Source organism: Acinetobacter sp. 1294596, assembly GCF_000582925.1.
GTDB lineage: Bacteria > Pseudomonadota > Gammaproteobacteria > Pseudomonadales > Moraxellaceae > Acinetobacter > Acinetobacter radioresistens.
Map to the genome: position 1 here is coordinate 1 of NZ_JFCC01000044.1, position 26449 is coordinate 26449.

Here is a 26449-nt window from a genome sequence, read left to right on the forward strand (position 1 = left end):
ATAAAACATCTTATAATGAGTTTTTTAAAAGATTACTTAAATTATTATAAATGTAAATATTGCATAACTTTAGTGTAATAAAGATAATAAAAACGTTATTTTTTTATAAACTTTATATAAAATCTAACCTGATTTTGTGTTTTTTCTAAACAAAATAGTAATTTATCTTATTTATGAGGCTCCAATGCTAAAAGTCCAAAAACTTACTTTAGCAGTTCTAATTCATGCTATTGGCCTAACCTCAGTCTACGCTAGCGAACAAAGTGAAGCGAAAGGATTTGTCGAAGATGCTGAAGGATCAGTTTTATTCCGCAACGGTTATCTTTACCGTGATAAAAAAAATGGTGTTCATGACACAAGTTCATGGGCACAAACAGCCATTTTTAATTTAGAGTCTGGTTTTACTAAAGGTATCGTTGGCTTCGGGGTAGGAGCTGTCGGTGATTTATCATTTAAAATCGGGGATAATAAAAACTCTGCTAACAATATGATTCCTCGTGACAGTAATGGGGAACCTTATGACCACTGGGCTCGTGGTGGCGCAAGTGTGAAAGCTCGTATGTCTAACACCACAGTCCGCTATGGTACTCAAGTTCTGGATTTGCCCGTACTGGCAAGTAACACTGCACGCTTGGTCCCTGAATACTTTACAGGTGTACTGGCAAACAGCCGTGAAATTGAAAATCTGGAACTGATTGCCGGTAAATTTACTAAAGACCAGATGTCGGATCAGATTTCTACAGACGAAAACAACCTTGATCGTGCAGTAGTTTGGGGCGCCAAGTACAAGTTTAATGACCAGCTCAATGCTTCATATTATGGTTTAGACTCTAAGGATAAATTAGAGCGTCACTATGTAAATGCTAATTACAAGTTGCCTTTAACTAATGACAGTTCTATTACTTATGACTTCAGTGGTTATCACACTGAATGGGATAGAGATGCAGTAACTGGTTATACGACAGCAAGTAATCCGGCAGACCGTTCAAATAATATTTGGGCAATTTCTGGAACTTATAACCAGAACGCGCATACGGTAATGCTCGCCTATCAGCAAAATACAGGCAATACTGGTTATGACTATGCTTATAATGCTGATGGTTTCCAAAGTATCTATTTGCCAAACTCATACCTTTCTGACTTCATTGGAAACCATGAAAAGTCAGCTCAAGTTCAATACAATCTTAACTTCAATGACTACGGTATACCGGGATTAAACTGGACGACTGCATTTGTTTACGGCTGGGATATCAAAACTCCAACTACGGATGATTCTCAAGAACGTGAATTCTTCAATCAGGTAAAATATACCGTTCAATCTGGTTTTGCTAAAGATGCAAGCCTTCGTATCCGTAACTCGTACTATCGAGCAAGTGATGCATACCAAGGTATGTACATTGGTGATACTAATGAATGGCGTATATTCTTAGATGTTCCTGTGAAATTATTTTAATTTTTAGAACTATTTAAGTGAAAAAAACCTGCACATTATGCAGGTTTTTTTATTGCGTCCTTAATTATCAGAATAAGAACGCCGGGCCTAAAACAAATTATTTATTTGCTTCAGCATAGGCAGCAATTGAGCTCAACACTTCTTGTTTAGCTACATCTGCACCTTCCCAACCACTTAACTTAACCCACTTACCTGGTTCAAGATCTTTATAGTGCTGGAAGAAATGTTCAATTTGGCTGATCAATAAAGGTGGCAGATCGGTATATTCTTGAACGTCTTTATAAATTGGCGTTAACTTTTCGTGTGGTACAGCAACAAGTTTGGCATCTACACCGCCGTCATCTTCCATGTTCAATTTACCGACTGGACGGCAACGAATAACTGAACCTGGCTCAACCGGATATGGCGTAACAACCAATACATCTAGTGGGTCACCATCCAACGATAAAGTATTTGGCACATAACCATAGTTCGCTGGATAGAACATGGCTGTACCCATAAAACGGTCTACAAATAGTGCATCAGAGTCTTTATCAATTTCATATTTGATCGGTGCTGCATTTGCAGGAATTTCAATAATTACATAGATGTCATTTGGTGCATCTTTACCCGCTGGGATATTGCTGTAGCTCATAGCCGTACTCTTTAACAGTGAAGTCTTCAGATCCTGTCACTATTACGGACAGGATCAAACCGATGAAATTATAACGCCAGCTCACTAAAAATGAAGATTTATCTGAGCAATGCTTTAATCAACTAATCTTGATGGTAATAATCAGCAGAAATATTGGACAGAGTAGTGAAAGGCACCAGATGATCGAGCGCAACATGGCCAGATTGGCCAGGTAACAAATACCATAGATGACCCGTAACACCAGATAGGCCAAACCTAAGGTCATAATAATGCCCTGTGGTACGACCATGTACTCTGCCATTAACACTGCCGCAATAAAAAGCGGTAAACTCTCAAAACTGTTCTGCTGTGCCGCATTGGCCCTGGCAGCAACACCTTTGGTCTGGGCAAGAAATTCACGTGGATTCTGGTTATCTCTGGCTTTAAATCCACCAGCCATCTTGGCAATGCCTGTAAATACATAGGGCAACAGACAAGCTGCTAAAATGATATAAATGATCCCGCTTATGCCATGCATGAATATTGTTCTCATCAATTCCCAGTGAAAGATATATCATAGCATGGTGTTTTAGCGACAAATTTTGTTAAATATAGTGTTTTTATAAATCTGATGAGTGAACACGGCATGTTAGCACCTGATGAAAAAGATATGTTTGAAGTGCTGGAGAAACAGCAGCAGCATCAGCGTCAAGTTGACCGCGTTTTTAAGATCGTACTGCCTATTACTGCATTTTTACTGAGTGTTATCTGTGCCAATATGAACTGGGCATCCTGGCTGGGTACTTTTATTATCCTGACTATAGCCTTTTATGCAGTTGGTATTAAACGTTTACCACTCTGGCACTGGCTGGTCATTGTACTCATCTACTGTCTGATTGATAACTTTCTGACCTATAAAACTCTTCATATTTCAGGTTTAAGTCGTCAGTTTGGTACGATGTTTATTTTTCTCGGTATAGTGGGTATTGGACGGCCTTATTTTGACCGGTGGTTAATGAAAAAATAATTTTGGAGCAATAAAAAAGCGCCCGAAGGCGCTTTTATTTTAAGCAGTTTTTCGTAAATCTTTACGCAGGATTTTACCAACATTTGATTTTGGCAATTCTTCCATAAACTCCACATAACGCGGGCGTTTATAACCGGTTAGATTTTCTTTAGCAAATGCCAGAACTTCTTCAGTTGTTAAGGAAGGATCTTTTTTAACCACAAACAGTTTAGGCACTTCACCTGATTTCTCGTCTGCCACACCAATAGCAGCCACTTCCAGTACTTTAGGATGTTTAGCAATCACTTCTTCAATTTCAGATGGATAAACATTAAAGCCAGAAACCAGAATCATATCCTTTTTACGGTCTACAATTTTTACATAGCCCCGGTCATTCATGATGCCGATATCACCGGTACGGAAAAAGCCGTCTTTAGTCATGACTTTTTCAGTTTCTTCCGGACGATTCCAGTAGCCTTTCATTACCTGTGGACCACGGATCGAGATTTCTCCCTGCTCACCCAAAGCAACTTCGTTACCATCATCATCCAGAATAGCCACTTCTGTTAATGGCAGTGGGATACCAATCGTGCCGCTAAATTCTGTAGAGGCTGGTGGATTAGCAGTTGCCACTGGTGAGGTTTCAGACAGGCCATAACCTTCAATGATAGTAGTTCCGGTAACCCGTTTCCAGGCTTCAGCCGTAGATGGCAGTACAGCCATACCGCCCCCCATAGCCATTTTCATTTTGCTATGGTCAAGCTGCTTGAACTCTTCGTTATGCACCAGTGCATTGAACAGTGTATTAACCGCCGGGAAGAATGATGGCTGATATTTACGCAGCTCTTTAATAACGCCTGGTAGATCACGCGGGTTAGGAATCAGAACGTTTGCTTGGCCTTTATACATGCCATACAGGGCACAAACCATAAATGCAAAGATATGATAAAGCGGTAGCGCACAGAAAATACGGTCATTTTTGTCCCCATCTGTTGCACCAAATTTGCTCTGAAAAATACCGTCACATTGCAACATGTTGGCAACCAGATTCCGATGTGTCAGTTCGGCGCCTTTGGATACCCCTGTAGTTCCGCCCGTATACTGAAGAACTGCAGTATCACTTAAGGTCAGATTGGGGCGCTTATAATTGCTTGGATTAGCTTTTGCCAGTGCTGCATTAAACTTGATATGCCCCGGAATATTCCATTCTGGAATCTGCTTGCGTACTTTGCGCAGGACAAAGTTTACCAGTGTGCCTTTCAAGGTACCCAGCATGTCGCCTACCGAAGCAACCACCACATGCTTGACTGGTGTTTTACCAATAATTGCCTGATAGACAGAAGCAAAGTTTTCTACAATAACCAATACTTCAGAACCTGAATCATTCAGCTGATGTTCAAGTTCACGCGCTGTATAAAGCGGGTTGACGTTGACTAATATGAGGCCGGCACGGAATACACCGAGTGCAACAACAGGATATTGCAGGACATTTGGCATCATAACCGCAACACGTGTGCCTTTTGCTAACCCCAAGCTTTGCAAATAGGCAGCAAACTTGCGGCTTGCTTCCTCAAGTTCATTAAAGGACATGGCTTTATCCATAAAGATAAAGGCGTCACGTGTACCAAACTTTTGGAAATTACGTTCGAAAATATCGACCAGCGAGGTATCTTCTGGGGGTAATTCTACAGTTTCCGGTATCCCTGTCTTTTGGTATTCAGCGAACCAAATCTTTTCCATAATGCCATTTTCTCCAATCAATATCCTTAGTCAAATATTTTTCAATGACGAGCCTATTTTTTAACTTGTTTATGCTCGATCATCGCATCCATCTTCACGAATACATTCACATATATAACGTATTTATGAACATGGATGCTAGTATTATCTTTGAATCAGGAGTCTATTTACTTTTTGATATCCTCTTGGCAGAAGTTGCCCTTTAGACGCTCTTTTTCCTAAGTATTTATTTAAATCGCCCGGTTTTATATTAAGAATTTTCTGACCTGCAATTACCTGAATTATTTCATTTAAATTCAAAGTTGTCATAGATAATAGCTGCTCGTCCTGCTCAAGTTGTATCAACTTGTTTCCTTTACCCTTGTTGAGACTTGGCAATTCTGACACGGGTAAGACCAGCAAGCGGCCTGTATCAGTTAATAAGGCCAGATGAGAGCAATCTGGATTTACCAGTAACGGTAAAGCTTTGCCACCTTCAGGAATACTGAGAAATGCCTTACCGGCTTTGGCATTAGTATCCAGCTGTTTTGCCTGGGTTTTAAAGCCGTAACCCTTAGAACTAATCGCGATAATTTCCTGATCATCTTCTTCAACCAGTATCTGAATAAAGGAAACACCATTCGCTGGAGAAAGTTTAGAACTGAGCGGTTCTCCCAGACCTCTTGCAGAAGGCAGGCTGTTGATAGCCAGTGCATAACTCCGGCCGGTTTCATCCAGAATATAAACACGCTGGTTACTTTTACCAGAAGCATGACTTAAATACTGATCTCCAGCACGATAGTTAAGTTTTTCTGCATCGACATCTGCACCTTTAGCAGAGCGAATCCAGCCTGCTTCTGATAGAATTACAGTGACTGGTTCTGCCGGAATCAGGTCCTGTTCACGCATCTGAACCGCACCTTCACGCTCCACAATAGGAGAACGGCGCTCATCCCCAAATTTTTTGGCGTCTTCTTTTAATTCACCAATAATCAGATTCTTTAAAGACTCAGGATTAGCCAGCTGTTCACGAATAAGAGCAGCACGTGCCGAAAGCTCATCCTGTTCCTGACGGATTTCCATTTCCTGAAGCTTGGCCAAGTGCCGCAGTTTTAATTCAAGAATTGCCTCAGCCTGGGTTTCATCAATTTTAAAGGTCTGAATCAGTACGGCCTTGGGATGATCTTCTTCACGAATAATGCGGATTACAGTATCAATATCCAGATAGGCAATTAAAAGTCCGGCCAATATATGCAGACGTTTTTCAATCTTGTTGAGATGATACTGCAGTCGGCGGGTAACTGTCTCTTTACGGATTTCAATCCATTCCAGCAGGATTTTCCGGATAGATTTAACCTGTGGACGCCCATCGGCACCAATCATGTTCAGATTGACGCGGTAACTACTTTCCAAATCCGTAGTAGCAAACAGATGGCTCATCACGGTGTCGGCATCTACCCGGTTAGAGCGCAGGACAATGACCAGGCGGGTCGGATTGACATGATCAGACTCATCCCGAAGATCACTAACTAATGGCAGCTTTTTGGCCTGCATCTGGTCAGCAATCTGGGTAATAATTTTGGAGCCTGAAACCTGATAAGGCAGCTCGGTAATAATAATTTCATTTTTTTCGACCGTATACACTGCACGCATACGATAACTGCCACGCCCGGTAGACTGGATTTTTAGCAGTTCATCTTTTGAGGTGATAATTTCAGCTTTAGTCGGCAGGTCAGGCCCTGGAATATACTCGGCCAGTTTGGCCTCGCTGGTATTCGGATTACGGATTAATGCAATAGTTCCCTTAATGACTTCACGCAGGTTATGCGGCGGAATATCTGTTGCCATACCAACCGCGATGCCTGTAGTACCATTCATAAGAATATTAGGTACGCGGGCAGGCAAGGTTACCGGTTCTTTAAGCGAGCCATCAAAGTTATCCTGCCATTCTACTGTGCCCTGCCCAAGTTCAGATAATAATACTTCACTATACTGGGACAGCTTCGCTTCGGTATAACGCATGGCTGCAAATGATTTTGGATCATCCGGTGAACCCCAGTTACCTTGGCCTTCAATAAACGGATAACGGTAGCTGAACGGTTGTGCCATCAATACCATAGCTTCATAACAGGCCGAGTCACCATGCGGATGATATTTACCCAGCACATCACCCACTGTACGCGCGGATTTTTTTGGCTTGCCACTGTGTTTCAGACCAAGTTCACTCATAGCATAAACGATACGGCGTTGAACAGGTTTAAGGCCATCACTAATATGCGGCAAGGCACGATCCATGATTACATACATGGCATAGTTCAGGTAAGCCTGTTCGGTAAATTCTGCTACTGAGCGGTTTTCTGTCGCATGATGCGCAAGGCTTGTCATAACAACCTATAATCCTAAATCAATCGTTTTTATCTGGGTTCTTATGCTATGCCGCACCTGCCAGATACACAAGAGTATGCCGGAATACAGTGCGACAATTTATGTCTTATGATGTGAAACTAAACGTTTTAGAATTTTTAGGCAACCGGAAAACCATGAGATAGCCCAACTTTACAGGCCAATTGACTCCAGTGTTTTACCCTTGGTTTCTTCACCCAGAATAATGATCACCAGCGCTACAGTAACCAGGACCAATGTAAACATCAGGAACACATGGCTAAAGCCATGGTCTGCTACCATCATTTGTGTCACTACCAGTGGCGCCAGTATGCCGCCCATGCGGCCAACGGCTGAAGCCCAGCCTGAACCAAAAGCCCGGATATTGGCCGGATACTGTTCCGGGGTATATGTATAGAGTACGCCCCATGCGCCGAGGTTGAAGAAAGACATCAGACAGCCCCAGAACATGATCATACTGACACTAGAAGCCTGACCGAAGAAATAGGCCGAGACTGCACAAAACCCAATAAAACCCGCCAGAGTGATTTTACGGCCTAATTTCTCGACCAGCCAGGCTGCCACAATATAACCTGGAAGCTGGGCCAAAATCATAATCAGGACATATTCAAAGGACTGGACAATACTATAACCCTGTTTAACCAGCAGGCTAGGTAACCAGGTAAAAATTCCATAATAAGAGTAGACGATCCCAAACCAGATTAGCCATAACATCAGACTGCGACGCGCAAACTGCCCTGACCAGAGCTGTTTGAACGAAACACTTTTCTGGCTAGCAACCGGTTGAACCTCTAGTGTTTCTATTACCTCTACACCACACTGGCGTTCTAGTTGCTGTACTAATATATGCGCCTCATTAATCCGGCCACGGTTAATCAGATAAGGGATAGATTCCGGTACTTTTTTAAGAATAATAAAAATATATAAAGCAGGCAGTCCACCAATTAAGAAAGCCACGTGCCAGCCAAAGCTAGGAATAATAAAGTAGGATATCAGAGCTGCTACCAACCAACCTAAACCCCAGAAGCTTTCCAGCAGTACAATAAAACGGCCACGCACATGTGCCGGTACATATTCACTGACCAGTGTTACTGCAACCGGTAACTGCCCTCCCAGCCCCAACCCCACAATAAAACGAAAAATCAGCAACCAGGTAAGATTCGGTGCTACAGCACAAAGTGCGGTAGCCACGCTATAAACTCCCAGCGTAGTCGCGAATACTGTACGCCGTCCGAAACGGTCAGCCAGCCCTCCTGAAAAGACAGCACCAATGGCCATTCCTACAAAGCCGATACTAACAACCCAGCCACTCTGTACCGGTGTCAGTGCCCAGTCCTTGACCAGAGTCGCCATGATAAAAGCAATAATTCCGGTATCCATGGCGTCAAACATCCAGCCCAGACCCACTACCCATAACAGGGTATAATGAAATCTGCCAATTGGCAGGCGCTGTACTCTTGAGACTAAATCCATGCTGCAGTACTCTGGTAATTCAAGTTTTGATTGATGGTCAGGACAAATCTTTAGAAGAGGCTGAACTATCATCTTCATCTTTATAAATAAATTTTGGCATTTCCAGACCAAAATAAATAGCAATCAACCGCAAGGTAAAGCCAAATACCAGAGTTGCAATCACTGTCAGTTCAAGCGATAAACCCAGATTCAGGCAGCCCCAGTAGCAGATCACTGCAACAAAAGAGATACTGGCATACAGTTCACGGCGGAATACTAGAGGCACGTCGTTACATAGAATATCTCGCAAAATACCACCAGAGACCCCGGTAAGCACTCCTGCAACTGCCGAAACCACGAAACCATGTCCCATTTGCAGGGCAATCTGACAGCCAATAATAGTAAAACCAATAAGGCCCAAGGCATCCAGAACCAGAAAGATATTCCGTAAATGACGCATCCATTTAGCAATCAAAATGGTAAAAAAAGCAGCTGCACAGGTCAGCACCAAATATTCAGGATGTTTCACCCAAGTGAGAGGATAATGACCCAATAGCACATCCCGGACCGACCCCCCTCCTAATGCAGTCACGCAGGCAATCAGCACTACACCAAACCAGTCCATGCTGCGTCGCCCGGCAGATAAAGCGCCAGTCATGGCTTCGGCTGTAATTGCAATAATATAAATTATAGTGAGAAGCATTGCCCTGTGTTCCATCCAGGCTAAAAATAGCGCTATTTTAAGTTAAAGTTGCCAGAAAAGGGGCACAGCATTGCTTAAATTTTTTACCTGAACCACAAATACATGGCTGTTTCATGGTAACCGGCATATCAACCGTCGGGTCCAGAAAAAACCATTGCCCAGCCTGCTGCGCAAAATACGATATTTCATGATGAAGTTGTGGCTGCTGGCCATCATGATAATGAGCTCTAAATTCGACTTCAGCATGATGTTTGGTCAGCTTTTCTTTAAAGTTGATTACTTCAAGTCCTAACCAGCGATTTGTATCACTCCACTGCTGTATAGCAGCCACTTCGAGATAAGGCTGTTGACCAGATGCTGTAGTTTTTACGATATAGCCAATCTGCTGCAAAGCAAAAGCACTGTAGCGCGAACGCATGAGCTGTTCAGCATGTACCGCTCGGGTTTTGCCACTATGCAGAGGTTCACAGCAATCTTTATATAAGCCTTTACCGCATGGACATGATGCGCCTGACATAAGCTGAATCCAAAAAAAATAGCCCTTATGAAGGGGCTATTGTAGCGAATTTTCTAATGCAGCTTCTAACGATATTCTTCATCAGATGCCGGCTGGTCACTGGTCATAATATGGATTTTCTCAATTTTATGACCGTCCATGGTGACCACTTCAAAGATATGCCCATCTGCCAGTAGCTTTTCACCATTTACAGGTAAGTGGCCCAAGTGATACAGCATATAACCCGATAACGTTGAATACTGCTCACTTTCGTCAACCAAATTACGGCCCAGCAATAAGGAAACATGTCGAATATCGGTTGAGCCTTCCAGCATCAGTGAACCATCCTCGAGGCTCTCTGCAGCCGCTTCCAGCTCATCTTCATCTGGAAATTCACCGGCGATGGCTTCAAGTACATCAATCGGTGTAGCGATACCTTCAATAGAACCATATTCATTTAAAACAATTGCCATCTGTAAGGGTGCCTGACGTAACTGTTCCATTACCATCAGAACCTGAGCATTTTCATGCACAATCACCGGTTCACGCAGATGTTTTTCGAAATTTAGAGTCCCGGTTTCAATGTATTCATTCAGGACCTTATGGGTCAATGCAATACCGGCAATATTATCAAGCTCTCCATGCGCCACAATCAGGCGGGAATGTGTCATGCTTAAGAGACGCTCTTTAATGACTTCAGCATCTTCATCCAGATCAATCCATTCAAGCTCTGGACGTGGAGTCATCACGGATTTGACCGGTCTTTCGGCAAGTCCAAGTACGCCCTGTACCATTACACTGTGGTATACACCATTTTTTTCATCAAAGACTTCATCGGCAAAAGCGCGTGTTGCCAGCACATCTTCCGGCTCGTTTGATGGTGACTCATTACTATTGCTGGTATTTTTACCACCGAGCATCCGCATCACTGCTGAGGCAGTGCGATAACGTAAATCGGTGGTGGTTACCAGCTTTTCCTGGTTACGACGCATGGTCTGGTTGACCATTTCTACCAGCACCGAGAAGCCAATTGCAGCGTACAGATAGCCTTTTGGAATATGGAAGCCAAAGCCTTCAACCACCAGCGAAAAGCCGATCATCATCAGGAAGCCTAGACACAGGATCACTACGGTCGGGTGGCGATTGACAAACTCCATGAGTGGTTTAGATGCCCACAACATGATTCCCACAGCAATAATGACTGCAATCATCATGACCGAAAGCTCTTTCACCATGCCTACTGCCGTGATCACGCTGTCAAGCGAGAATACCGCATCAAGCACAACAATCTGGACAATAACCATCCAGAAAGCCGCATGTACCGGATTTTCTTCTTTATGTGCATGATTACTTTCAATCCGTTCATGCAGTTCCATAGTCCCCTTAAAGAGCAGGAATACCCCACCGAACAGCAGAATCAAGTCACGGCCGGAAAACGGATGATCAAAAATATGGAAGAGAGGATCAGTTAAGGTGACCACCCAGGCAATAGAAGCAAGCAGGATCAGCCGCATCCCCAGAGCCAGGATCAGACCCAAAATACGCGCGGTATTTCGCTGATGTGGCGGCAGTTTTTCAGCCAGAATGGCAATAAATACCAGGTTATCAATACCCAGTACAATTTCCAGAACGACCAGAGTAACCAGGCCTACCCAAGCAGAAGGATCAGACATCCATTCAAAAATCATTGAACATGCTCCTGCTGGCGACTTACACTTTCTCTTGGAGAACTGTTACTGAAGTCCCGGATTCGGGTCACTATTTTTTCTTTATAAAAGTCAGGATATTCGGAGCGACTACAACCACTGCCCATGTTGATCAATATGTTGTTTAACAGATTTTCAGTATAGGCAAGATTTTTTAGAAATTCATCTTTTTTGTTTTTCAATCTTGTGCTCTTCACCAACTTGATACAAACCCTATCTAAAACCATTATAGCCTTCTACTGAAGATGTCATATTTTTTACTTAAGCTAGAGCTAGAGCGAGAAAAAAGAACATGCTAAGGTAAAAATATAATGATGAATAGTGTACTAGAAATGAGAAATGCCCCAGTTAATCCTGAACCAAGAACAACTCAGCATTTGGTAGCTTTATATTGTGGTTCGCGTCCGGGCAACAATCCAATTTACCGTGAAAAAGCAATTGAACTTTCCCAAGGACTGGCACAACATGGGTTTGGCATCGTTTATGGCGGTGCCAGTATCGGCCTGATGGGTCAAGTGGCTGACAGCGTATTGGAAGCTGGCGGTGAAGTCGTAGGGGTAATTCCAGAATTTATGCTGGATTATGAAATTGCCCATAACCAGCTAACAGAGCTGCATATTGTTGCAAGCATGCATGAACGTAAAGCACTCATGGCAGAACGAGCCAGTGCTTTTGTTGCCCTGCCGGGTGGTTTGGGTACCTTTGAAGAGATTCTGGAAATTGCCACTTGGGGGCAGCTGAATCAGCACCAGAAGCCGATGATTTTATATAATGTAAATAGTTTTTATAATGCACTGATCAACCAGCTGGATCATGCAGTACAAGAAGGTTTTCTGCCTGCTCAGCATCGCGCCAAAATTGTAGTGTGTGAACACAGTAAAGCCATCTTTAATGCAATGAAGAACCTGAACAGTCCAAGCCGCTTTGCAATTTAGTCAACTAACTGTAAAAAACGGGCTTAGGCCCGTTTTTTTTAATATTATGTCTCCGAAATGAGCTGATAGAGCCAAGGTAAGGTGGTTGCCAAAAGTACGCTTACAGCCAGTCCGAAGAGCAACTTCATGGCATCTTTACTGACATTGCGTGAAGTCCGGTGCCGGTTTACTTCAACCAGGTGCATTGACATGGCAAACTCACGCCCGGCCAGGAGACCCAAAAAGACCCAGGTGGTACTCATCGGAATATTGCTCCATTCCTTGAACACCAGCAGAATAAAGGCATAGATAAAATCAATAATGGTGGCTGAGCGAATATCTGCTACACCCGTTTTGGTATCAATAATATTCTGGATTTTCCCGCCGCGCTGGTAAAAAATGACGCCTAGCAAAATAATAAAGACCGAAATGGCAAATATCATAAAACCAAGAGGAACCACACGGGGAACATAGACAAAAATATTGGCCAGATCCTGAATCAGCCATTGGCTCCATAAAAATGCAGTCGAGACCCATTGCAGACCAATCCAGAATTTGGGAGTAGGATGATGCCGGGTCTGGCTAAAATAAATAGAGATTCTTTTAATAACAAAACGATAAACCAAAATTGCCACAATAAAAGCCACTGCATAACCCATCATCGATTTGGTCAGCATTGAACCCAGACTACTTGGCGAGAAAATAGTAAGAACCAGAAAAGTAGTACTGACCGGAATACCGTAGCGCGTGAGCAGAATCAGTAATATGGGAGGAACTATATATAACCAGGTAATTCCTTCTTCAGGAAAAGGAATGGTTTCCAGACGTCCATAAGAAGCATCGCCGATACCCGAAGTCCACCAGCCATACATCAGCACTACCGCTAGAATACTGCTGGTATATAACCACAGTACCCACCAGGGACGATGTGCATTGGATGAAATAAACGTACCTAAGGTTTGTGGCACATCATTTCCGACAATTGAATAAGCTGCTAGACAGAAGCCTACAATCATAAAAATTTCGATTGTCATAGAGGTCAGGATTCTCTTGAAGAATAAGTATCACGACTGCCCCAAGCGGTCGGCTGTGACAAGATTATGACATTTTTATTGCAGCTTCATGACATTCTGATGACGAGAATTTTTTGAGAGGTTTACCTTTAAAGAATAAATAAAATATTTTAATGTGAGGCTTATTTGCAAATCAATCATTACTGAGAAAGTACAGAGCACTACAGGACTTTTATTCTAGATTCGATAAACTATCAAAAAAATATCATTATTTATAATATTATGGCTGTTACCGCTGAGCATCAACCTGTACAAGCTGAATACCGTCTTTTAGTTTTTCTGGTATCAATCGGCTTCTTCATGCAAGGTCTGGACACCACCATTGTCAATACAGCAATTGCGGCAATGGCCGAGCAGCTGAATGAAGACCCGCTCAAGATGCATAGTGTAGTGGTGGCCTATGTGCTGGCCTCGGCAGCCTGTATTCCACTAAGTGGCTGGTTGGCTGACCGTTTTGGTGTGCGCAATACCTATCTTTCAGCCATTGTAATTTTTACCCTAGCTTCACTGGGCTGTGGTCTGTCTGAAAACTTGAACCAGCTGTTGTTTTTCCGGGTAATTCAGGGCGCTGGTGCTGCTTTGCTTTTGCCCATTGGCCGGCTATCTATGCTGAAAATTATTCCGCGCACACAATTCCTCTCAGCCATGAGCCTGATGAGCTTGGCAGGGCTGCTTGGGCCATTGATGGGCCCTACTCTCGGTGGCTGGTTTGTTGAAGCATTTTCATGGCACTGGATTTTTCTGATTAATGTTCCGATTGGACTGCTCGGCTGTATCATGACCTTTAAAGCCATGCCGAATGTCACCGAAGCCAATGTCAGTTCATTTGACTTTAGTGGTTTTATTCTGCTTGTGCTAAGTATGGTCGGTATATCACTGTCTATTGAAGTGATTTCTAATGAAAACTATTCCAATACCTTAGGCTGGACATTATTTGCTGTAGGAGCCATCGCTATGATGGCATATGCTACGCATGCACACTGGCATCAGAATGCCCTGTTCCGTAGCAGCCTGTTCCGAAAAAATCCTGTATTTTCAATTGGAATATTAGGTAACTTTTTTGCACGGCTCGGTGGAAATTCAATTCCCTTTGTATTGCCCTTAATGTTACAGGTTGCATTTGATATCAGTCCGCTACAGACCGGTTTGATGATGATTCCACTGGTTTTGGGTTCCCTGATTTCTAAACCACTGATCAGGCCGCTGATTTCAAGATTTGGTTATCGCCGTTTTCTTATTACCAATACCTGTCTGGTCGGTTTAACTATTGCCAGTTTTACCTTGACTACTGCCGATACACCCATCTGGTTAAGAACTTTACATTTTCTGGTGATGGGCCTGCTTAACTCCCTGCAGTTTGTATCAATGAATACCCTGACCCTAAAAGATTTGCCCCAGCAGGATGCCAGTAAAGGTAATAGCTTTCTTTCCATGATTCAGATGGTCTCCATGAGTATCGGGGTAGCGCTGGCTGGTACACTGATTAATATTTTTAGCAATTACTATGGTCCAGTTGATGTTAGCAAGGCCTTTCATTCTGCGCTGATCTGTCTCGGTCTGATCAATATCTTGGCAATGCTGATCTTTTGGCGTGTTCCAGATGAAAAGCAGATACAGCCAGAGTCCTGAATTTGACTCGAACTTTTAGTAGAAGCAGTTTATGCTTAAGCCTTCTGCCTATTACCTGCTAAGTTATGCCTCAGACTATTTCGCCAAAAATTGCCTGGTCATGGATGCTGGCCGTTGTTGGAAGCGTGCTGCTACTGGGTTTAATACTGCTGAGTGTATTTAGCAACCGGCCACAGGCGGGAGAAGAGTTCCCTGTTCAGGGTTTTGATGTTTCGCATCATCAGGGTGATATTGACTGGAAACAAATTTCTCCCAAGCGCTATCAGTTTGTCTATTTAAAGGCGACAGAAGGAGGAGATTTTCAGGACCGTAAATTTCAGCACAACTGGCTGGCTGCACGCGAACAAGGCTTACGTGTAGGTGCCTATCATTTTTACCGTCTATGCCGTAATGGCGCAGTACAGGCCGATAATTTTATACAGACTGTACCGCATAAAGCAGATGCGCTTGCTCCGGTAATTGATCTTGAATACGACAGTAACTGTATTAATACCTATACCAAGGAGCAGTTACTTAAAGAAATCCAGCTGATGCATGACCGCCTGAAAACACACTATGGCAAGCCGCCCATATTTTATGTATCCAAAAACTTTTATCATCTGGTACTAACCGACAGTTTTCCACATACCCCACTCTGGATTCGTGATTACGACGGAATGCCCGAGCTGAAGGATAAACGTGCCTGGAGCTTTTGGCAGTACAGCCGTCAGGGGAAAATTAAGGGAATTCCCAAACCAGTAGATTTGAATGCCTACCGGGGCAGTCCCGCAGAATGGCAGCGTTATCTGAAAAATATCGGTCTGAGTCCTGAACTCTGATGCGCAAGATTATTCATATCGATATGGATGCATTCTATGCGTCAGTTGAGCTGCGGGAGCGGCCGGAACTAGTACATTTGCCTGTGGTCATTGCCTCCCACCACCCCCGTGCTGTAGTGGCGGCCGCTTCTTATCCAGCCCGCAGTTTTGGTCTGCGTTCAGCCATGTCGATGACTCAAGCAAGAAAATTATGTCCTGATGTATATGTGATTGAGCCGGACTTTGCTAAATATCGGGCTATTTCAGCCCAGATACATCACATTTTTCAGCAATACACTGCGGTAATTGAACCGGTTTCACTAGATGAAGCTTATCTGGATGTCACTGAAAATCTGAAAAACCTGCCTAGTGCTACGGCTGTAGCAATGCAGATTCGTGAAGATATTTTTAAAACACTTCATCTGACTGCTTCAGCTGGCGTCGCTCCTAACAAATTTCTGGCTAAAATTGCTTCCGACTGGCACAAGCCTAATGGCATTTGTGTAATTAAACCTCATCAGGTTCAGGCTTTTATTCAAGACCTGCCCCTAAAGAAAATCCCGGGCGTTGGTAAAGTCATGCAGCAAAAACTGCAGCAGTTAAAGCTAGATACCTTGGGAGACTTACAGCAGGTTGAAGAAAGTCTTCTTATTCAGCATTTTGGTAAATATGGCCGGCAGCTTTATCTCTATGGCCAAGGGATTGACCATCGTCCGGTAGAGGCCAATCGACAGCGCCAACAGATTTCCAAGGAAATTACCTTTGATCGAGACTTAAGTTTGCAGGAATGTAATTCTTACTGGCCAATACTGGTTGAAAAAGTCTGGCAATCCCTAATCAATAAGAATCTGGTTGCCTGCGGGATCAGTTTAAAACTGCGACTCAAAAACTTTCACCCCCTGCAACACAGTAAAAGCTTCCGCCTGCCACTACGCTCTGTACTAGAGTTTGCCCAAGCCGTAGAGCTGCTGCTACAAGAAATGCATATTGGTGAAAATTCACTGTTCCGTCTGGTTGGTGTAGGCGTATACCAGCTGCAACAAGCACAACAGGAAAACCAATTGAGTTTATGGTGAGGTCCATTTCTGGTTACTCTTTCATCAACCGAAGAAAAATCCGGCAACTTGTGCTCGCTTTTTCTACAGATTAAGGTACTCTAGACAGTGCAGTACATTTATCCATGTACTTTGAGATGCTAGAAATCACCTTTACTTTTAGCATGCTGTCCTGTGATTGGCGTGACGATCAAATCCGAATGTTACAGGGCAACTCGACAGTCAGGGTATAACATATAAAACTGCACAATATTTTCTTATAATTCCTCTCATTCATTTTTTGTTTTTAATAATTCGATTTTAGTTTACTTTTCATTTCCAATTTTACTGAGAAATAGCTGCATGTTATGGTAACTCATCATTCATGAATTAAATGTCGAGTAAAACATGCCTGTACAACGTCTGTATACCACTCCACGCTTTAGTGAGGTGACTATTAGTGGCCAACTGGTACATTTGGCCGGTCAGCTGGCTGAAGATACCCGTCTAGATATACAGGGACAAACACGCCAAACACTAGAGCTGATTGACAAGCTACTGGCTGAGGCAGGTACAGACAAATCTCATATTATGTCAGTACTTATATTTCTCAAAGATATTGAGCAGGATTATGCTGCCATGAATGAAGTATGGGATGCTTGGGTACCAGAGGGTGCCGCTCCACCACGAACCTGTGTTGAAGCTAAACTTTATGCTCCAGATGTATTGGTTGAAATGACTGTTACGGCAGTTTTACCCTAACCTCATGATCAGCAGAACAGGCACCTGACGTCTGTCGGGTGTCTTAATACAGTTTTATAGAATTTATTAAAATAACAGCTTAATTTTACTAATACTGTCTTACACAGTCTCGGTAGTGCATAATATTTTCAAACCGGGGAGAGCGGGAGGAAGCTACTCCTGCTAGCGGCAGCTTTCCCAAAAAATCAGAACGAAGCTGCTCATATTCAGGTACACCTTTATAACGCACCACTTTATAACCTGCCGTTTCAAGTAAACTACACTGATAATGCTGATATTTTAATTTTTTTAAACTCAATGCCTCATCAATCTCAATAATTGCAAAAATCTGACTTTCTCGATCTAAAATCACAAAGTCAGCAATCATATGCTGATATTTTATACGGGTATGATTATATTTAGTGGTGAGTAATGTATCGAAAGAAACTTGAGCCAGAATATAGTAGTCTGGTAATACCTGTTGCAGGCGGTTAAAAGTCAACTGTTGGGCAGGACTGAAAATTGCACGGCGTTTGAGCGCACTATCATATTTGTCACGGGGCTTGAGTCTGTTAAAGAGCATGACTGCTATAACACACAGTGCAATAAGGCCTGCTATAATCAGGTAAAACATAATAATATTAATCCTTTAATCTATTTTTATAATCAGCTCGGTTTATAACCGCTTTATTCTAGTTAAAAATTTAAAACTCACCGGTCCAACTTAAATGATTTTGGCAGTAAGAGCAAGTCAGTTGGTCATATTCCTGCCTATCTGTTTTATCTTAAATACATATAAACAGTAGGCAATTTATTTATACAGTTTTTTCTTTACCGAATGTTATCCGTATCGGAATTATCGAGTGTAAAAATAAAGGCACCGAAGTGCCTTGACCAATTAATGGGGAGTTTTGAATTTACCTTTACGCTTATTCTTGGTCAATTCAAAAGGGCGCTTCTCACCTGTTTCACGTGGCGGTAAACCTGTATGCTGGGTCAGCATCTGCCCTTTTTTCGGCCGCTGGTTCTGCCCCTGATTTTGTCCTTGTCCTCTCACACCGGTAACACGTTTTTGTGAATCTCCAGCTACTGTCGAGTTCTTTTTGCGCGCCGATTTATATTCGCCCTCAATCCCTTGCGGCTGATAGGTTGGAATCAGATGCTGTTTGGAATTACCAATCAGATCCTGACGCCCCATTTCTTTTAAAGCTTCACGAAGCATTGGCCAGTTATTTGGATCATGATAACGCAAGAAAGCCTTGTGTAAGCGGCGACGCTTTTCACCTTTTACAATATCAACATCTTCAGTATAACGTGCCACTTTTGCCAGTGGATTCTTACTGGTGTGATACATGGTCGTTGCCGTCGCCATAGGTGACGGATAGAAAGTCTGGACCTGATCGGCACGGAAACCATTCTTTTTCAGCCAGACCGCCAGGTTCATCATGTCATAGTCAGTTGTACCCGGATGCGCAGCGATAAAGTAAGGTATCAGGTACTGTTCTTTACCTGCCTCTTTACTAAAGCGGTCAAACATCTGTTTAAAGCGGTCATAAGTACCAATACCAGGTTTCATCATCTTCGATAATGGACCTCTCTCAGTATGCTCTGGTGCGATTTTCAGATAGCCGCCCACATGGTGCTGTACCAGCTCTTTCACATATTCGGGATTGAGTACGGCAAGGTCATAGCGCAGTCCCGAACCGATAAGAATTTTTTTAATTCCTTTAATCGCCCGTGCTTTGCGGTAAAGCTGAGTCAATGGAGCATGGTCAGTATGCAGATTCTGACAAACGCCCGGATAGACACATGAAGGTTTACGGCAGTTTTTCTCAATTTCAGGGTCTTTACAGTGCAAACGGTACATATTTGCAGTAGGGCCACCTAAATCTGAAATAATACCTGTGAAGCCCGGCGCGGTATCCCGAATCTTTTCAACCTCACGCAGAATTGATTCTTCCGAACGGTTTTGAATAATCCGTCCTTCATGCTCTGTAATTGAGCAGAACGTACAACCTCCAAAACAGCCACGCATGATGTTTACCGAAAACTTGATCATATCAAAAGCCGGGAAGCGTGCATCGGCATAGGATGGATGTGGCAAACGTGCATATGGCAGGGCAAACACATAATCCATTTCTTCAGTAGTCAATGGAATCGGCGGCGGATTTAGCCATACATCACGCTCACCATGCCGCTGCACTAGTGCACGTGCATTGCCAGGATTAGTTTCCAGGTGCAAAATCCGGTTGGCATGGGCATACAGCACCTGATCATTTGCAACTTGTTCAAATGAAGGCAAGCGAATTACTGCCAGCTCACGTGGAGGTAACTTGTGTTTAATGGCTTTGGATGCTGGCTGCAATTGCACAATTTGTGTATCCGGGTCAAGCTGGTCCCCTTCACGCACGATTGGATTATGAACAATTTCTTTCTGGAAATTCTGATATTGGGTTAGTGAATTCCCCTTATCTTTTTCAATTTCACAGCCATCAATATCTTCAGTCATTACATACGGGTTAATGATAGGATCAACACGACCCACCGTATCTACGTCATTCGAGGCAATTTCGATAAACTGGGCCTTGGAGGCACGATTATGTTTATTAATAATAAATGCTGTACCACGAACATCAGTAATCTCGTGAATCTTTTCGCCTTTGGCCAGACGATGCATTACTTCGATAATTGAACGCTCACCATTGCCGTACATGAGCAGGTCAGCTTTCGAATCCATTAAGATAGAGCGACGGACTTTATCTGACCAGTAATCATAATGTGCAATGCGGCGTAGTGATCCCTCAATTCCGCCTAACAGGACCGGAACATCTGGAAAAGCTTCACGGCAGCGCTGACAATAAACAGTTGCTGCACGGTCTGGACGTTTGTTAGGTACATTGTTTGGAGAATAGGCGTCATCTGAACGGATTTTACGGTCAGCCGTATAGCGGTTGATCATGGAATCCATATTACCTGCTGTTACACCCCAGGCAATATTCGGTTTACCCAACGCGCGGAAGGCATCGGCATTGGTCCAGTCTGGCTGCGCAATAATACCGACCCGAAAACCTTGTGCCTCTAATACGCGTCCGATAATCCCGGACACAAATGAAGGATGATCAATATAGGCATCGCCACAGACTAAAATAAAATCGCAGCTATCCCAGCCGAGTTGATCCATTTCCTCGCGTGACATCGGCAAAAATGGCGCAGGTTCAAAACATGACGCCCAATATTTGTCGTAATCAAACAACGCTTTTGGCGCAGTCTGAGCGGTATAAGCAGTAGACATGGCTAGCAATTCTCGGCTGGCAGATGGAAGATCAAAAAAAGATCAAAGATGAAAGCCGATCATTTTAACATGAAACCTGTTCATCTTTCTTGACTATAAGAATTGTATAAACAAGGAGATACAATTTCTATCGGCTAATCTTTGTACAAAAACGATTTTTTGAAATTAAAATACTCATACCCGCAGTTTTAACAAGAATAATAAAAGAGGGTCAGCTGCGGTTTAAACGTAATGAGATGATGAGACCGAGACCGAGAAACAGGGTAATTATCCCCGTTAACCCCCCCCAGCCCCAGTTCCCCCAAACCAGCCCGCCACTACTGCCTAATACACTTGAACCCAGATAGTAGCAGAACAGGTAAAGTGAAGAGCCAACTGCCCGATACTGTAAAGCCTGTACAGATACCCAGCTACTGGCTGTAGAATGTGCTGCAAAGAAAGAAAAGGTAAAAATCAGCAGACCCAGCAATATGCACCAGATTGAGGGAATCAGCATAATCCATAACCCCAAGATCATACAGATAAACATGGCTGGTAAAACTTTACCCCGACCATATCTACGACCCCACCCTGCGGCCCGCGGTGAACTATAGATGCCTGAAAGATAGGCAATTGAAATCAGGCCAATCCAGGTCTGAGAGAGTTCAAACGGTTTTTCCAGTAAATGATAGCTAATATAGTTAAAGACCGTTACAAAACAGCCCATCAATAAAAAGCCTTCTGCAAACAGGAGCCTAAGTCTTGAGTCTGACAAATTTTTGGTGAATGACTGCTTAAACCTCGAAAAATTGATCGGATAAGGCTTGAAGTGCCGTGAAGCGGGCAAGGCAATATAAAATACAATAGCAATGATAAGGTTAAGCACACCAATGATCATTGTGGCAGTTTGCCAAGAAATAAAATCTAGCAGTACACCTGCAATGAGACGACCACTCATGCCACCAATTGCTGTCCCTGAAATATATAGCCCCATGGCAAAGCCGACATCTTTTTGTGCAATTTCTTCACCGATATAAGTCATGGCTACTGAAGCAACACCACTTACAGCCAGGCCAATTAACATTCGGGTACTTAAAAAAACTTCCCAATAAGGCAGAAAAGAACTGACCAGCAATAATATTGAAGTCGAAAATAGGGAAATTGCCATAACCTGCTTACGACCATAACGGTCTGAAATCAGTCCGGCAAACAACAGACCAAGTGCCAGTGCAATAGTGGAGAATGAGAGCGGGAAACTGCTATGGGTCGGGCTGATAGCAAAGAACTTGGCAAGGAAAGGCATCATTGGCTGTACACAGTACAATGATGAAAATATGGCAAAGCCTGCCAGAAACAATGAAAGTAGAATAGCAAAAAAAGGTCGCGTCCCATACTCGATATAAGACTGCGACTCTACAGATTCAGACATAAAAGCTCCTTATGCCTGATGAGTATACGCCTGTTTAAATCAGTTTAAAGTGACTTGATTTTCACATAGACGAGCTTTACATATTTTTTCCAGACTAATATAAAGCTTTCGGCAACTGGATCTGGATAATTTCATTATCATCAGCAAGTTTAGCATTACGACCGCTCGACCCCGGAAAATTGTTATCATTTAATACGGTCAGGGTACGGCCATCTTCAATAACGACATCTTCTATAGTCTCAAATGGAAAAGCAAACTGTGTGCCTGTACCAATGTCTCCATCACGTACCGAAGTATAAAGCTGGTTCGGGTTTGCAATCTTAATTAAGTCCAGCAGTTCTTCACGCTCAATTACCTTGCCGGACTCACCCAGCTTGATCCTGATCAGCTTCTTATAGCCACCGAGATTATTCTGGCTAGCATCGCGCTCAATAATGATGCCTTCCTGATTATTAAAGAGCTGAAAGTCTCCAATCGCTGAAGCCTTGCTATCCAGCGTGAACAGATAATATTTTCCGGTATAGGATTTAGTCTTTAGATCAAACTGGGAAATAATCAATTGGCCGCTGGCATCACCTTTTAATGGTTTTTCCAGTAATGGATAAAGATATTGGCCATCCTTAGAAAGTGCCATGCCTTCAAATCCGCCACTTTGCTGAATCAATGGTTCGATATAGTTAATTCCTGCCTTGTTGAGCTGATTCTGTGGTGATCGTAGCTCCTGTCCTTTAATTAAAGGATGCGGAAGAGGAACAGGGGCATCAAGCAGTACGCCTTCTGCAGAAAAATGCAGTAAATAAGGTCCGAACTCATCACCAATCCAGTAAGTCCCATCGGCTACTCGCTGCATTGATTCCGGATCAAAATCCGCCCCAGTTAAAAGACGATCTGGTGTATTATTATTTACAATTTCAAAGGGAACCAACTTATTCGGATCACGTAACTGGATAAAATCCTGAACAGACACCTGCCCTGTTCCCTTGGTCTTGGTTTTAAAATCAGGCTTAATTTTATAAATTCTTAGCAAATAGTCAGCTGAATTGTTTTGAGTCCCAAAACCATTATCTGACATGGCCATATAACTGCCATCATTATTTTTAACTGCAGCTGAGAAACCCTGTACAGGCTGCCCTTTAAAGGGCGGATAAATTCCATTAGCTCCCGATACGGCAGCGCCTGAGTCGGGGCCTTCTGCATAAGTTGAAACTGGAAGTTTGGCAAATGAGATCAGGGTGGGTACTGTAAGGGTTTCTGGTGAAGAGAACTGATCATCATCATCATCATCATCATTACAGGCGCTTAAACTGAGAGCTGTAAGACAAAGCAGAGATAGAAGTTTCTTATTCATCATATGTACTTATAAAAATTTTTGTTCAATTAAAGCAATCAATTATGAAAATCTAACGACAATAAGATGAAAAGTTAATGACGATCTTATTACAGAAAATGAAATAGAGAAAATTATCTCCAGTCACATAAAAACTTGGTTATCTTTAAAATAATAAATTTTTGTCATCTCTGGCTTAGAGGATATAAGGCTTTCTACAGCTATAGTCTTTATTAGCTTTAAACTAATATAAAAATATATAGAGATAGAATATCTCTAATGCATAAAACAACAGTTATAAAGTAATAGACAGGAAACTTTTCCGGTTGTACCGAATGATACTATCTAAACAGATATGTAGAGCGGCCCGGTCAGGATGATCGGGCCGCTCTATTTTATTCTAAATATTTAATAAAAATAAAAAGCCTCAGTTGAGGCTTTTTAATCACAGTTTTAAAGCTCTACAATGCGACGCGGTTTTTTAACCGGAATAACAGGCTCCGTTACCTCATCACTCATTGGTACAACTTTAATTAAAGCCACTGCTATTGCTCCAATGACTGCCGGTATAGCAACTGCAAGAAAATTCATTTTATGTGGTAATTCCATACCCAATAGGAAACCAATCAAAATCGGACCAACAATTGCACCAATCCGCCCGACTGCTGAAGCCCAGCCGATTCCAGTCGAACGTACTGCTAACGGATAGTACTGAGCAACATAACTATAGAGAAGAATACTGCTGCCAATTGCTGAAGCGCCCGCCAAGGCTACCAGTAAATAAATTACGGCTGGTGGTGAATTAAATCCTAATCCAACCAAAGCCAGTGCCCCCATCAAGAACATTCCGATGATCACCGGTTTCAGATGGAATTTATCTGCCAGAATCCCCCCGCCAATCGTACCAATTACTGCCCCAATGTTCATAGACATCAGAAATATTAAACTGCTTCCCAGAGAGTAACCAGCAGCCATCATTAGTTTCGGTAACCAGCTACCTAATGCATATACCATAAGCAGGCACATGAAAAAACAGCTCCAGAACAGCAATGTACTCATACCACGTCCCTGTCTAAATAAAGCTGCAACTGAGGCATCTGGAACTTTAACTTCATTTAAGACCAGCTGGGTCTGTAAGGTCATACTTTCCTGAGGCATAATCTTTTGAACAATCTTACGGGCTTTATCCTGCTGTTGTTTTTTAACCAGAAAAGTTAAAGATTCAGGCAAAAACTTCCATATGATTGGTAAAAACAGTAAAGGAATACCCGCAATATAGAACATGATCTCCCAACCAAAGGTCGGCGTAAACTGAGCCCCCAATAATGCTGCCATAATACCGCCCATAGCATAGCCACTAAACATGGTAGTAACCAGAGTACTTCTTAATTTTTGAGGCGCATATTCTGATGTAAGCGCAACCAAGTTAGGCAGTACTCCGCCTATACCCAGCCCGGCAATAAAACGTAAAATACCAAATTCAGTCGGGTTTGAAGCAAAACCACCTAAAAAAGTAAATCCGCTAAATAAAGTGACACAGATCAAAATTACTTTTTTTCGGCCAATCTTATCGGCTAGCATTCCAAACAGCATTGCACCAAACATCATCCCGGCTAAAGCAGTACTAGCCAGCATGCCTGCCTGTACAGCAGTCATATTCCACTCTTGCATTAATAAAGGTAGAGCAACACCATTAATTGCCAGATCATAACCATCAAAAATGACAATAAATAGGCACCACAATACTATAGTCATATGAAAGGGCTTAAATTTGGCATGATCAATAACCGTATTGACATTTATTATGTTAGTTGACATTAGTTCTCACCTCCACTGTGAGTTTATAATTTCAACTAAAATGAATTATGATTCACTTTTTGTCTAAAACCCTAAAGGTATAAAAACATACCCTAAAAGCATTAAAATGAAGATGTGATATAAAATGTCAGCTTGACTTGAATAAAAAATCAACATTTAAATCAAAAAGTTTAAAAAACTGCCCAGTCTATATTTAAATTAATAAATTTTAACAGTTACTTAAGTATAGAAGCCAAATTTATAAGACTAAAGAGATATTGAACTGAAAAATGATATCTCAAATTAACTATTATTTTATATAAAACCCCCCGCATAAAAAAAGCCCCCTCGATGAGGGGGCTTTTTTAGAATAATGAGCTGGCGATGACTTACTCTCACATGGGTAACCCCACACTACCATCAGCGCTAAGAGGTTTCACTTCTGAGTTCGGGAAGGGATCAGGTGGTTCACTCTTGCTATGGTCGCCAGCACAACTGTTGATGGACTTGTTCGGGTCTGATTTAACTGCGGTGCAGTATATGCCGTACTTTAGTCCAAATGAGTTATTAACAGCGGGCAGATCTGGGTCTGAATTGTATGTTCCAGCATCAGGCTGAATCAAGGGATATTGCATATTTATGAATCGATTGATGCTTTGTATACAACTGTTTGGGTGTTGTATAGTCAAGCCTCACGAGCAATTAGTATTGGTCAGCTTCACATATCACTATGCTTCCACATCCAACCTATCAACGTCCTGGTCTTGAACGGCTCTTTAGGTGACATAAAGTCACGGGGAAATCTTATCTTGAGGTAGGCTTCCCGCTTAGATGCTTTCAGCGGTTATCCCTTCCGAACATAGCTACCCGGCGATGCGACTGGCGT

At 42.6% G+C, this 26449-nt stretch carries 22 protein-coding genes and 2 rRNA genes; 7 read left to right on the plus strand and 17 right to left on the minus strand.

Annotation, left to right across the window (positions count from 1 at the left end; all coding sequences use genetic code 11):
• Positions 1-184: 184 nt before the first annotated feature.
• On the plus strand, positions 185-1453 hold the full coding sequence (locus tag J502_RS12985) for an OprD family outer membrane porin (RefSeq protein ID WP_005405772.1): 1269 nt from the start codon (positions 185-187) through the stop codon (positions 1451-1453).
• A 97-nt stretch (positions 1454-1550) separates the two neighbouring features.
• Here the strand turns inward: J502_RS12985 and ppa are convergent, their stop codons facing one another.
• The gene (gene ppa / locus J502_RS12990) at positions 1551-2087 is read right to left on the minus strand and encodes an inorganic diphosphatase (RefSeq protein WP_005017195.1); all 537 of its coding nucleotides are present in this window, start codon (positions 2085-2087) and stop codon (positions 1551-1553) included.
• Between the two features lie 118 nt (positions 2088-2205).
• Complete coding sequence (locus J502_RS12995; protein ID WP_005022923.1) at positions 2206-2604, minus strand: MAPEG family protein; 399 nt, start codon at positions 2602-2604, stop codon at positions 2206-2208.
• A gap of 108 nt (positions 2605-2712) precedes the next feature.
• Here J502_RS12995 and J502_RS13000 point away from each other — a divergent pair, with 108 nt between their 5' ends.
• On the plus strand, positions 2713-3093 hold the full coding sequence (locus tag J502_RS13000) for a membrane protein (protein WP_005017201.1): 381 nt from the start codon (positions 2713-2715) through the stop codon (positions 3091-3093).
• A 39-nt stretch (positions 3094-3132) separates the two neighbouring features.
• Here the strand turns inward: J502_RS13000 and J502_RS13005 are convergent, their stop codons facing one another.
• The 7 genes from J502_RS13005 to J502_RS13035 all read right to left on the minus strand — a co-directional run bounded on the left by J502_RS13005 (position 3133) and on the right by J502_RS13035 (position 11733).
• Positions 3133-4812: a long-chain-fatty-acid--CoA ligase gene (locus J502_RS13005; protein ID WP_005017202.1), complete on the minus strand. Its 1680-nt coding sequence runs from the start codon at positions 4810-4812 to the stop codon at positions 3133-3135.
• A gap of 144 nt (positions 4813-4956) precedes the next feature.
• Positions 4957-7176 (minus strand): DNA topoisomerase IV subunit A, encoded by a 2220-nt coding sequence (parC, locus tag J502_RS13010; RefSeq protein ID WP_034684406.1) that lies wholly within the window; start codon positions 7174-7176, stop codon positions 4957-4959.
• A 171-nt stretch (positions 7177-7347) separates the two neighbouring features.
• Positions 7348-8667, minus strand: coding sequence for a niacin transporter NiaP (niaP, locus tag J502_RS13015; RefSeq protein WP_034684408.1), 1320 nt, complete (start codon positions 8665-8667; stop codon positions 7348-7350).
• Positions 8668-8704: 37 nt separating this feature from the next.
• Positions 8705-9349 (minus strand): trimeric intracellular cation channel family protein, encoded by a 645-nt coding sequence (locus tag J502_RS13020; protein ID WP_034684410.1) that lies wholly within the window; start codon positions 9347-9349, stop codon positions 8705-8707.
• 37 nt (positions 9350-9386) lie between these two features.
• Entirely contained in the window at positions 9387-9866 is a 480-nt protein-coding gene (locus J502_RS13025; RefSeq protein ID WP_034684411.1) for a YchJ family protein, read from the minus strand.
• A gap of 65 nt (positions 9867-9931) precedes the next feature.
• Entirely contained in the window at positions 9932-11533 is a 1602-nt protein-coding gene (locus tag J502_RS13030) for a TerC family protein (protein ID WP_005017213.1), read from the minus strand.
• Positions 11530-11733 (minus strand): hypothetical protein, encoded by a 204-nt coding sequence (locus J502_RS13035; RefSeq protein ID WP_005404518.1) that lies wholly within the window; start codon positions 11731-11733, stop codon positions 11530-11532. The genes J502_RS13030 and J502_RS13035 overlap by 4 nt, the downstream gene beginning before the upstream one ends.
• 129 nt (positions 11734-11862) lie before the next feature.
• On the opposite strand from J502_RS13035, the gene J502_RS13040 reads away from it, so the two are divergent.
• The gene (locus J502_RS13040; protein ID WP_081403958.1) at positions 11863-12486 is read left to right on the plus strand and encodes an LOG family protein; all 624 of its coding nucleotides are present in this window, start codon (positions 11863-11865) and stop codon (positions 12484-12486) included.
• Between the two features lie 44 nt (positions 12487-12530).
• On the opposite strand, the gene J502_RS13045 is transcribed toward J502_RS13040, so the two are convergent.
• Positions 12531-13499, minus strand: coding sequence for a hypothetical protein (locus tag J502_RS13045; protein WP_034684415.1), 969 nt, complete (start codon positions 13497-13499; stop codon positions 12531-12533).
• 261 nt (positions 13500-13760) lie between these two features.
• Between J502_RS13045 and mdtD the strand changes: the two genes are divergently transcribed.
• From mdtD to J502_RS13065, 4 genes are all read left to right on the plus strand, one after another.
• Positions 13761-15167, plus strand: a complete 1407-nt coding sequence (mdtD, locus tag J502_RS13050) for a multidrug transporter subunit MdtD (RefSeq protein ID WP_034684417.1) — start codon at positions 13761-13763, stop codon at positions 15165-15167.
• A gap of 65 nt (positions 15168-15232) precedes the next feature.
• On the plus strand, positions 15233-15985 hold the full coding sequence (locus J502_RS13055) for a glycoside hydrolase family 25 protein (RefSeq protein ID WP_034684418.1): 753 nt from the start codon (positions 15233-15235) through the stop codon (positions 15983-15985).
• Positions 15985-17040, plus strand: coding sequence for a DNA polymerase IV (gene dinB, locus J502_RS13060; RefSeq protein WP_034684420.1), 1056 nt, complete (start codon positions 15985-15987; stop codon positions 17038-17040). Before J502_RS13055 ends, dinB begins: the two co-directional genes overlap by 1 nt.
• A 366-nt stretch (positions 17041-17406) precedes the next feature.
• A complete protein-coding gene (locus J502_RS13065; protein WP_034684421.1) occupies positions 17407-17760 on the plus strand; it encodes a RidA family protein in 354 nt (117 codons plus the stop codon).
• Positions 17761-17848: 88 nt separating this feature from the next.
• Here J502_RS13065 and J502_RS13070 read toward each other — a convergent pair whose 3' ends face one another.
• The 7 genes from J502_RS13070 to J502_RS13100 all read right to left on the minus strand — a co-directional run.
• Complete coding sequence (locus J502_RS13070; RefSeq protein WP_034684423.1) at positions 17849-18373, minus strand: DUF2726 domain-containing protein; 525 nt, start codon at positions 18371-18373, stop codon at positions 17849-17851.
• 264 nt (positions 18374-18637) lie between these two features.
• Complete coding sequence (locus J502_RS13075; protein WP_034684425.1) at positions 18638-21031, minus strand: YgiQ family radical SAM protein; 2394 nt, start codon at positions 21029-21031, stop codon at positions 18638-18640.
• Positions 21032-21242: 211 nt separating this feature from the next.
• The gene (locus tag J502_RS13080) at positions 21243-22439 is read right to left on the minus strand and encodes an MFS transporter (RefSeq protein ID WP_034684427.1); all 1197 of its coding nucleotides are present in this window, start codon (positions 22437-22439) and stop codon (positions 21243-21245) included.
• Between the two features lie 94 nt (positions 22440-22533).
• Positions 22534-23787: an esterase-like activity of phytase family protein gene (locus J502_RS13085; RefSeq protein WP_502322088.1), complete on the minus strand. Its 1254-nt coding sequence runs from the start codon at positions 23785-23787 to the stop codon at positions 22534-22536.
• Positions 23788-24219: 432 nt separating this feature from the next.
• On the minus strand, positions 24220-25584 hold the full coding sequence (locus J502_RS13090) for an MFS transporter (RefSeq protein ID WP_034684430.1): 1365 nt from the start codon (positions 25582-25584) through the stop codon (positions 24220-24222).
• A gap of 355 nt (positions 25585-25939) precedes the next feature.
• Positions 25940-26054 (minus strand): 5S ribosomal RNA (rrf, locus tag J502_RS13095).
• A 190-nt stretch (positions 26055-26244) separates the two neighbouring features.
• Positions 26245-26449: ribosomal RNA gene (locus J502_RS13100) — 23S ribosomal RNA — on the minus strand; the annotation flags it as partial.

Bases quoted from the DNA above. Each gene is read 5' to 3' on its own strand.
- ppa (WP_005017195.1), bottom strand. From the start codon at position 2,087: ATGAGCTACAGCAATATCCCAGCGGGTAAAGATGCACCAAATGACATC.
- J502_RS13030 (WP_005017213.1), bottom strand. From the start codon at position 11,533: ATGATTTTTGAATGGATGTCTGATCCTTCTGCTTGGGTAGGCCTGGTT.
- J502_RS13055 (WP_034684418.1), top strand. From the start codon at position 15,233: ATGCCTCAGACTATTTCGCCAAAAATTGCCTGGTCATGGATGCTGGCC.
- J502_RS12985 (WP_005405772.1), top strand. From the start codon at position 185: ATGCTAAAAGTCCAAAAACTTACTTTAGCAGTTCTAATTCATGCTATT.
- J502_RS13090 (WP_034684430.1), bottom strand. From the start codon at position 25,584: ATGTCAACTAACATAATAAATGTCAATACGGTTATTGATCATGCCAAA.
- J502_RS13025 (WP_034684411.1), bottom strand. From the start codon at position 9,866: ATGTCAGGCGCATCATGTCCATGCGGTAAAGGCTTATATAAAGATTGC.
- niaP (WP_034684408.1), bottom strand. From the start codon at position 8,667: ATGGATTTAGTCTCAAGAGTACAGCGCCTGCCAATTGGCAGATTTCAT.
- J502_RS13020 (WP_034684410.1), bottom strand. From the start codon at position 9,349: ATGCTTCTCACTATAATTTATATTATTGCAATTACAGCCGAAGCCATG.
- J502_RS12995 (WP_005022923.1), bottom strand. From the start codon at position 2,604: ATGCATGGCATAAGCGGGATCATTTATATCATTTTAGCAGCTTGTCTG.
- J502_RS13040 (WP_081403958.1), top strand. From the start codon at position 11,863: ATGATGAATAGTGTACTAGAAATGAGAAATGCCCCAGTTAATCCTGAA.
- dinB (WP_034684420.1), top strand. From the start codon at position 15,985: ATGCGCAAGATTATTCATATCGATATGGATGCATTCTATGCGTCAGTT.
- J502_RS13085 (WP_502322088.1), bottom strand. From the start codon at position 23,787: ATGAATAAGAAACTTCTATCTCTGCTTTGTCTTACAGCTCTCAGTTTA.
- J502_RS13070 (WP_034684423.1), bottom strand. From the start codon at position 18,373: ATGTTTTACCTGATTATAGCAGGCCTTATTGCACTGTGTGTTATAGCA.
- J502_RS13065 (WP_034684421.1), top strand. From the start codon at position 17,407: ATGCCTGTACAACGTCTGTATACCACTCCACGCTTTAGTGAGGTGACT.
- J502_RS13075 (WP_034684425.1), bottom strand. From the start codon at position 21,031: ATGTCTACTGCTTATACCGCTCAGACTGCGCCAAAAGCGTTGTTTGAT.
- mdtD (WP_034684417.1), top strand. From the start codon at position 13,761: ATGGCTGTTACCGCTGAGCATCAACCTGTACAAGCTGAATACCGTCTT.
- parC (WP_034684406.1), bottom strand. From the start codon at position 7,176: ATGACAAGCCTTGCGCATCATGCGACAGAAAACCGCTCAGTAGCAGAA.
- J502_RS13005 (WP_005017202.1), bottom strand. From the start codon at position 4,812: ATGGAAAAGATTTGGTTCGCTGAATACCAAAAGACAGGGATACCGGAA.
- J502_RS13080 (WP_034684427.1), bottom strand. From the start codon at position 22,439: ATGTCTGAATCTGTAGAGTCGCAGTCTTATATCGAGTATGGGACGCGA.
- J502_RS13045 (WP_034684415.1), bottom strand. From the start codon at position 13,499: ATGACAATCGAAATTTTTATGATTGTAGGCTTCTGTCTAGCAGCTTAT.
- J502_RS13000 (WP_005017201.1), top strand. From the start codon at position 2,713: ATGTTAGCACCTGATGAAAAAGATATGTTTGAAGTGCTGGAGAAACAG.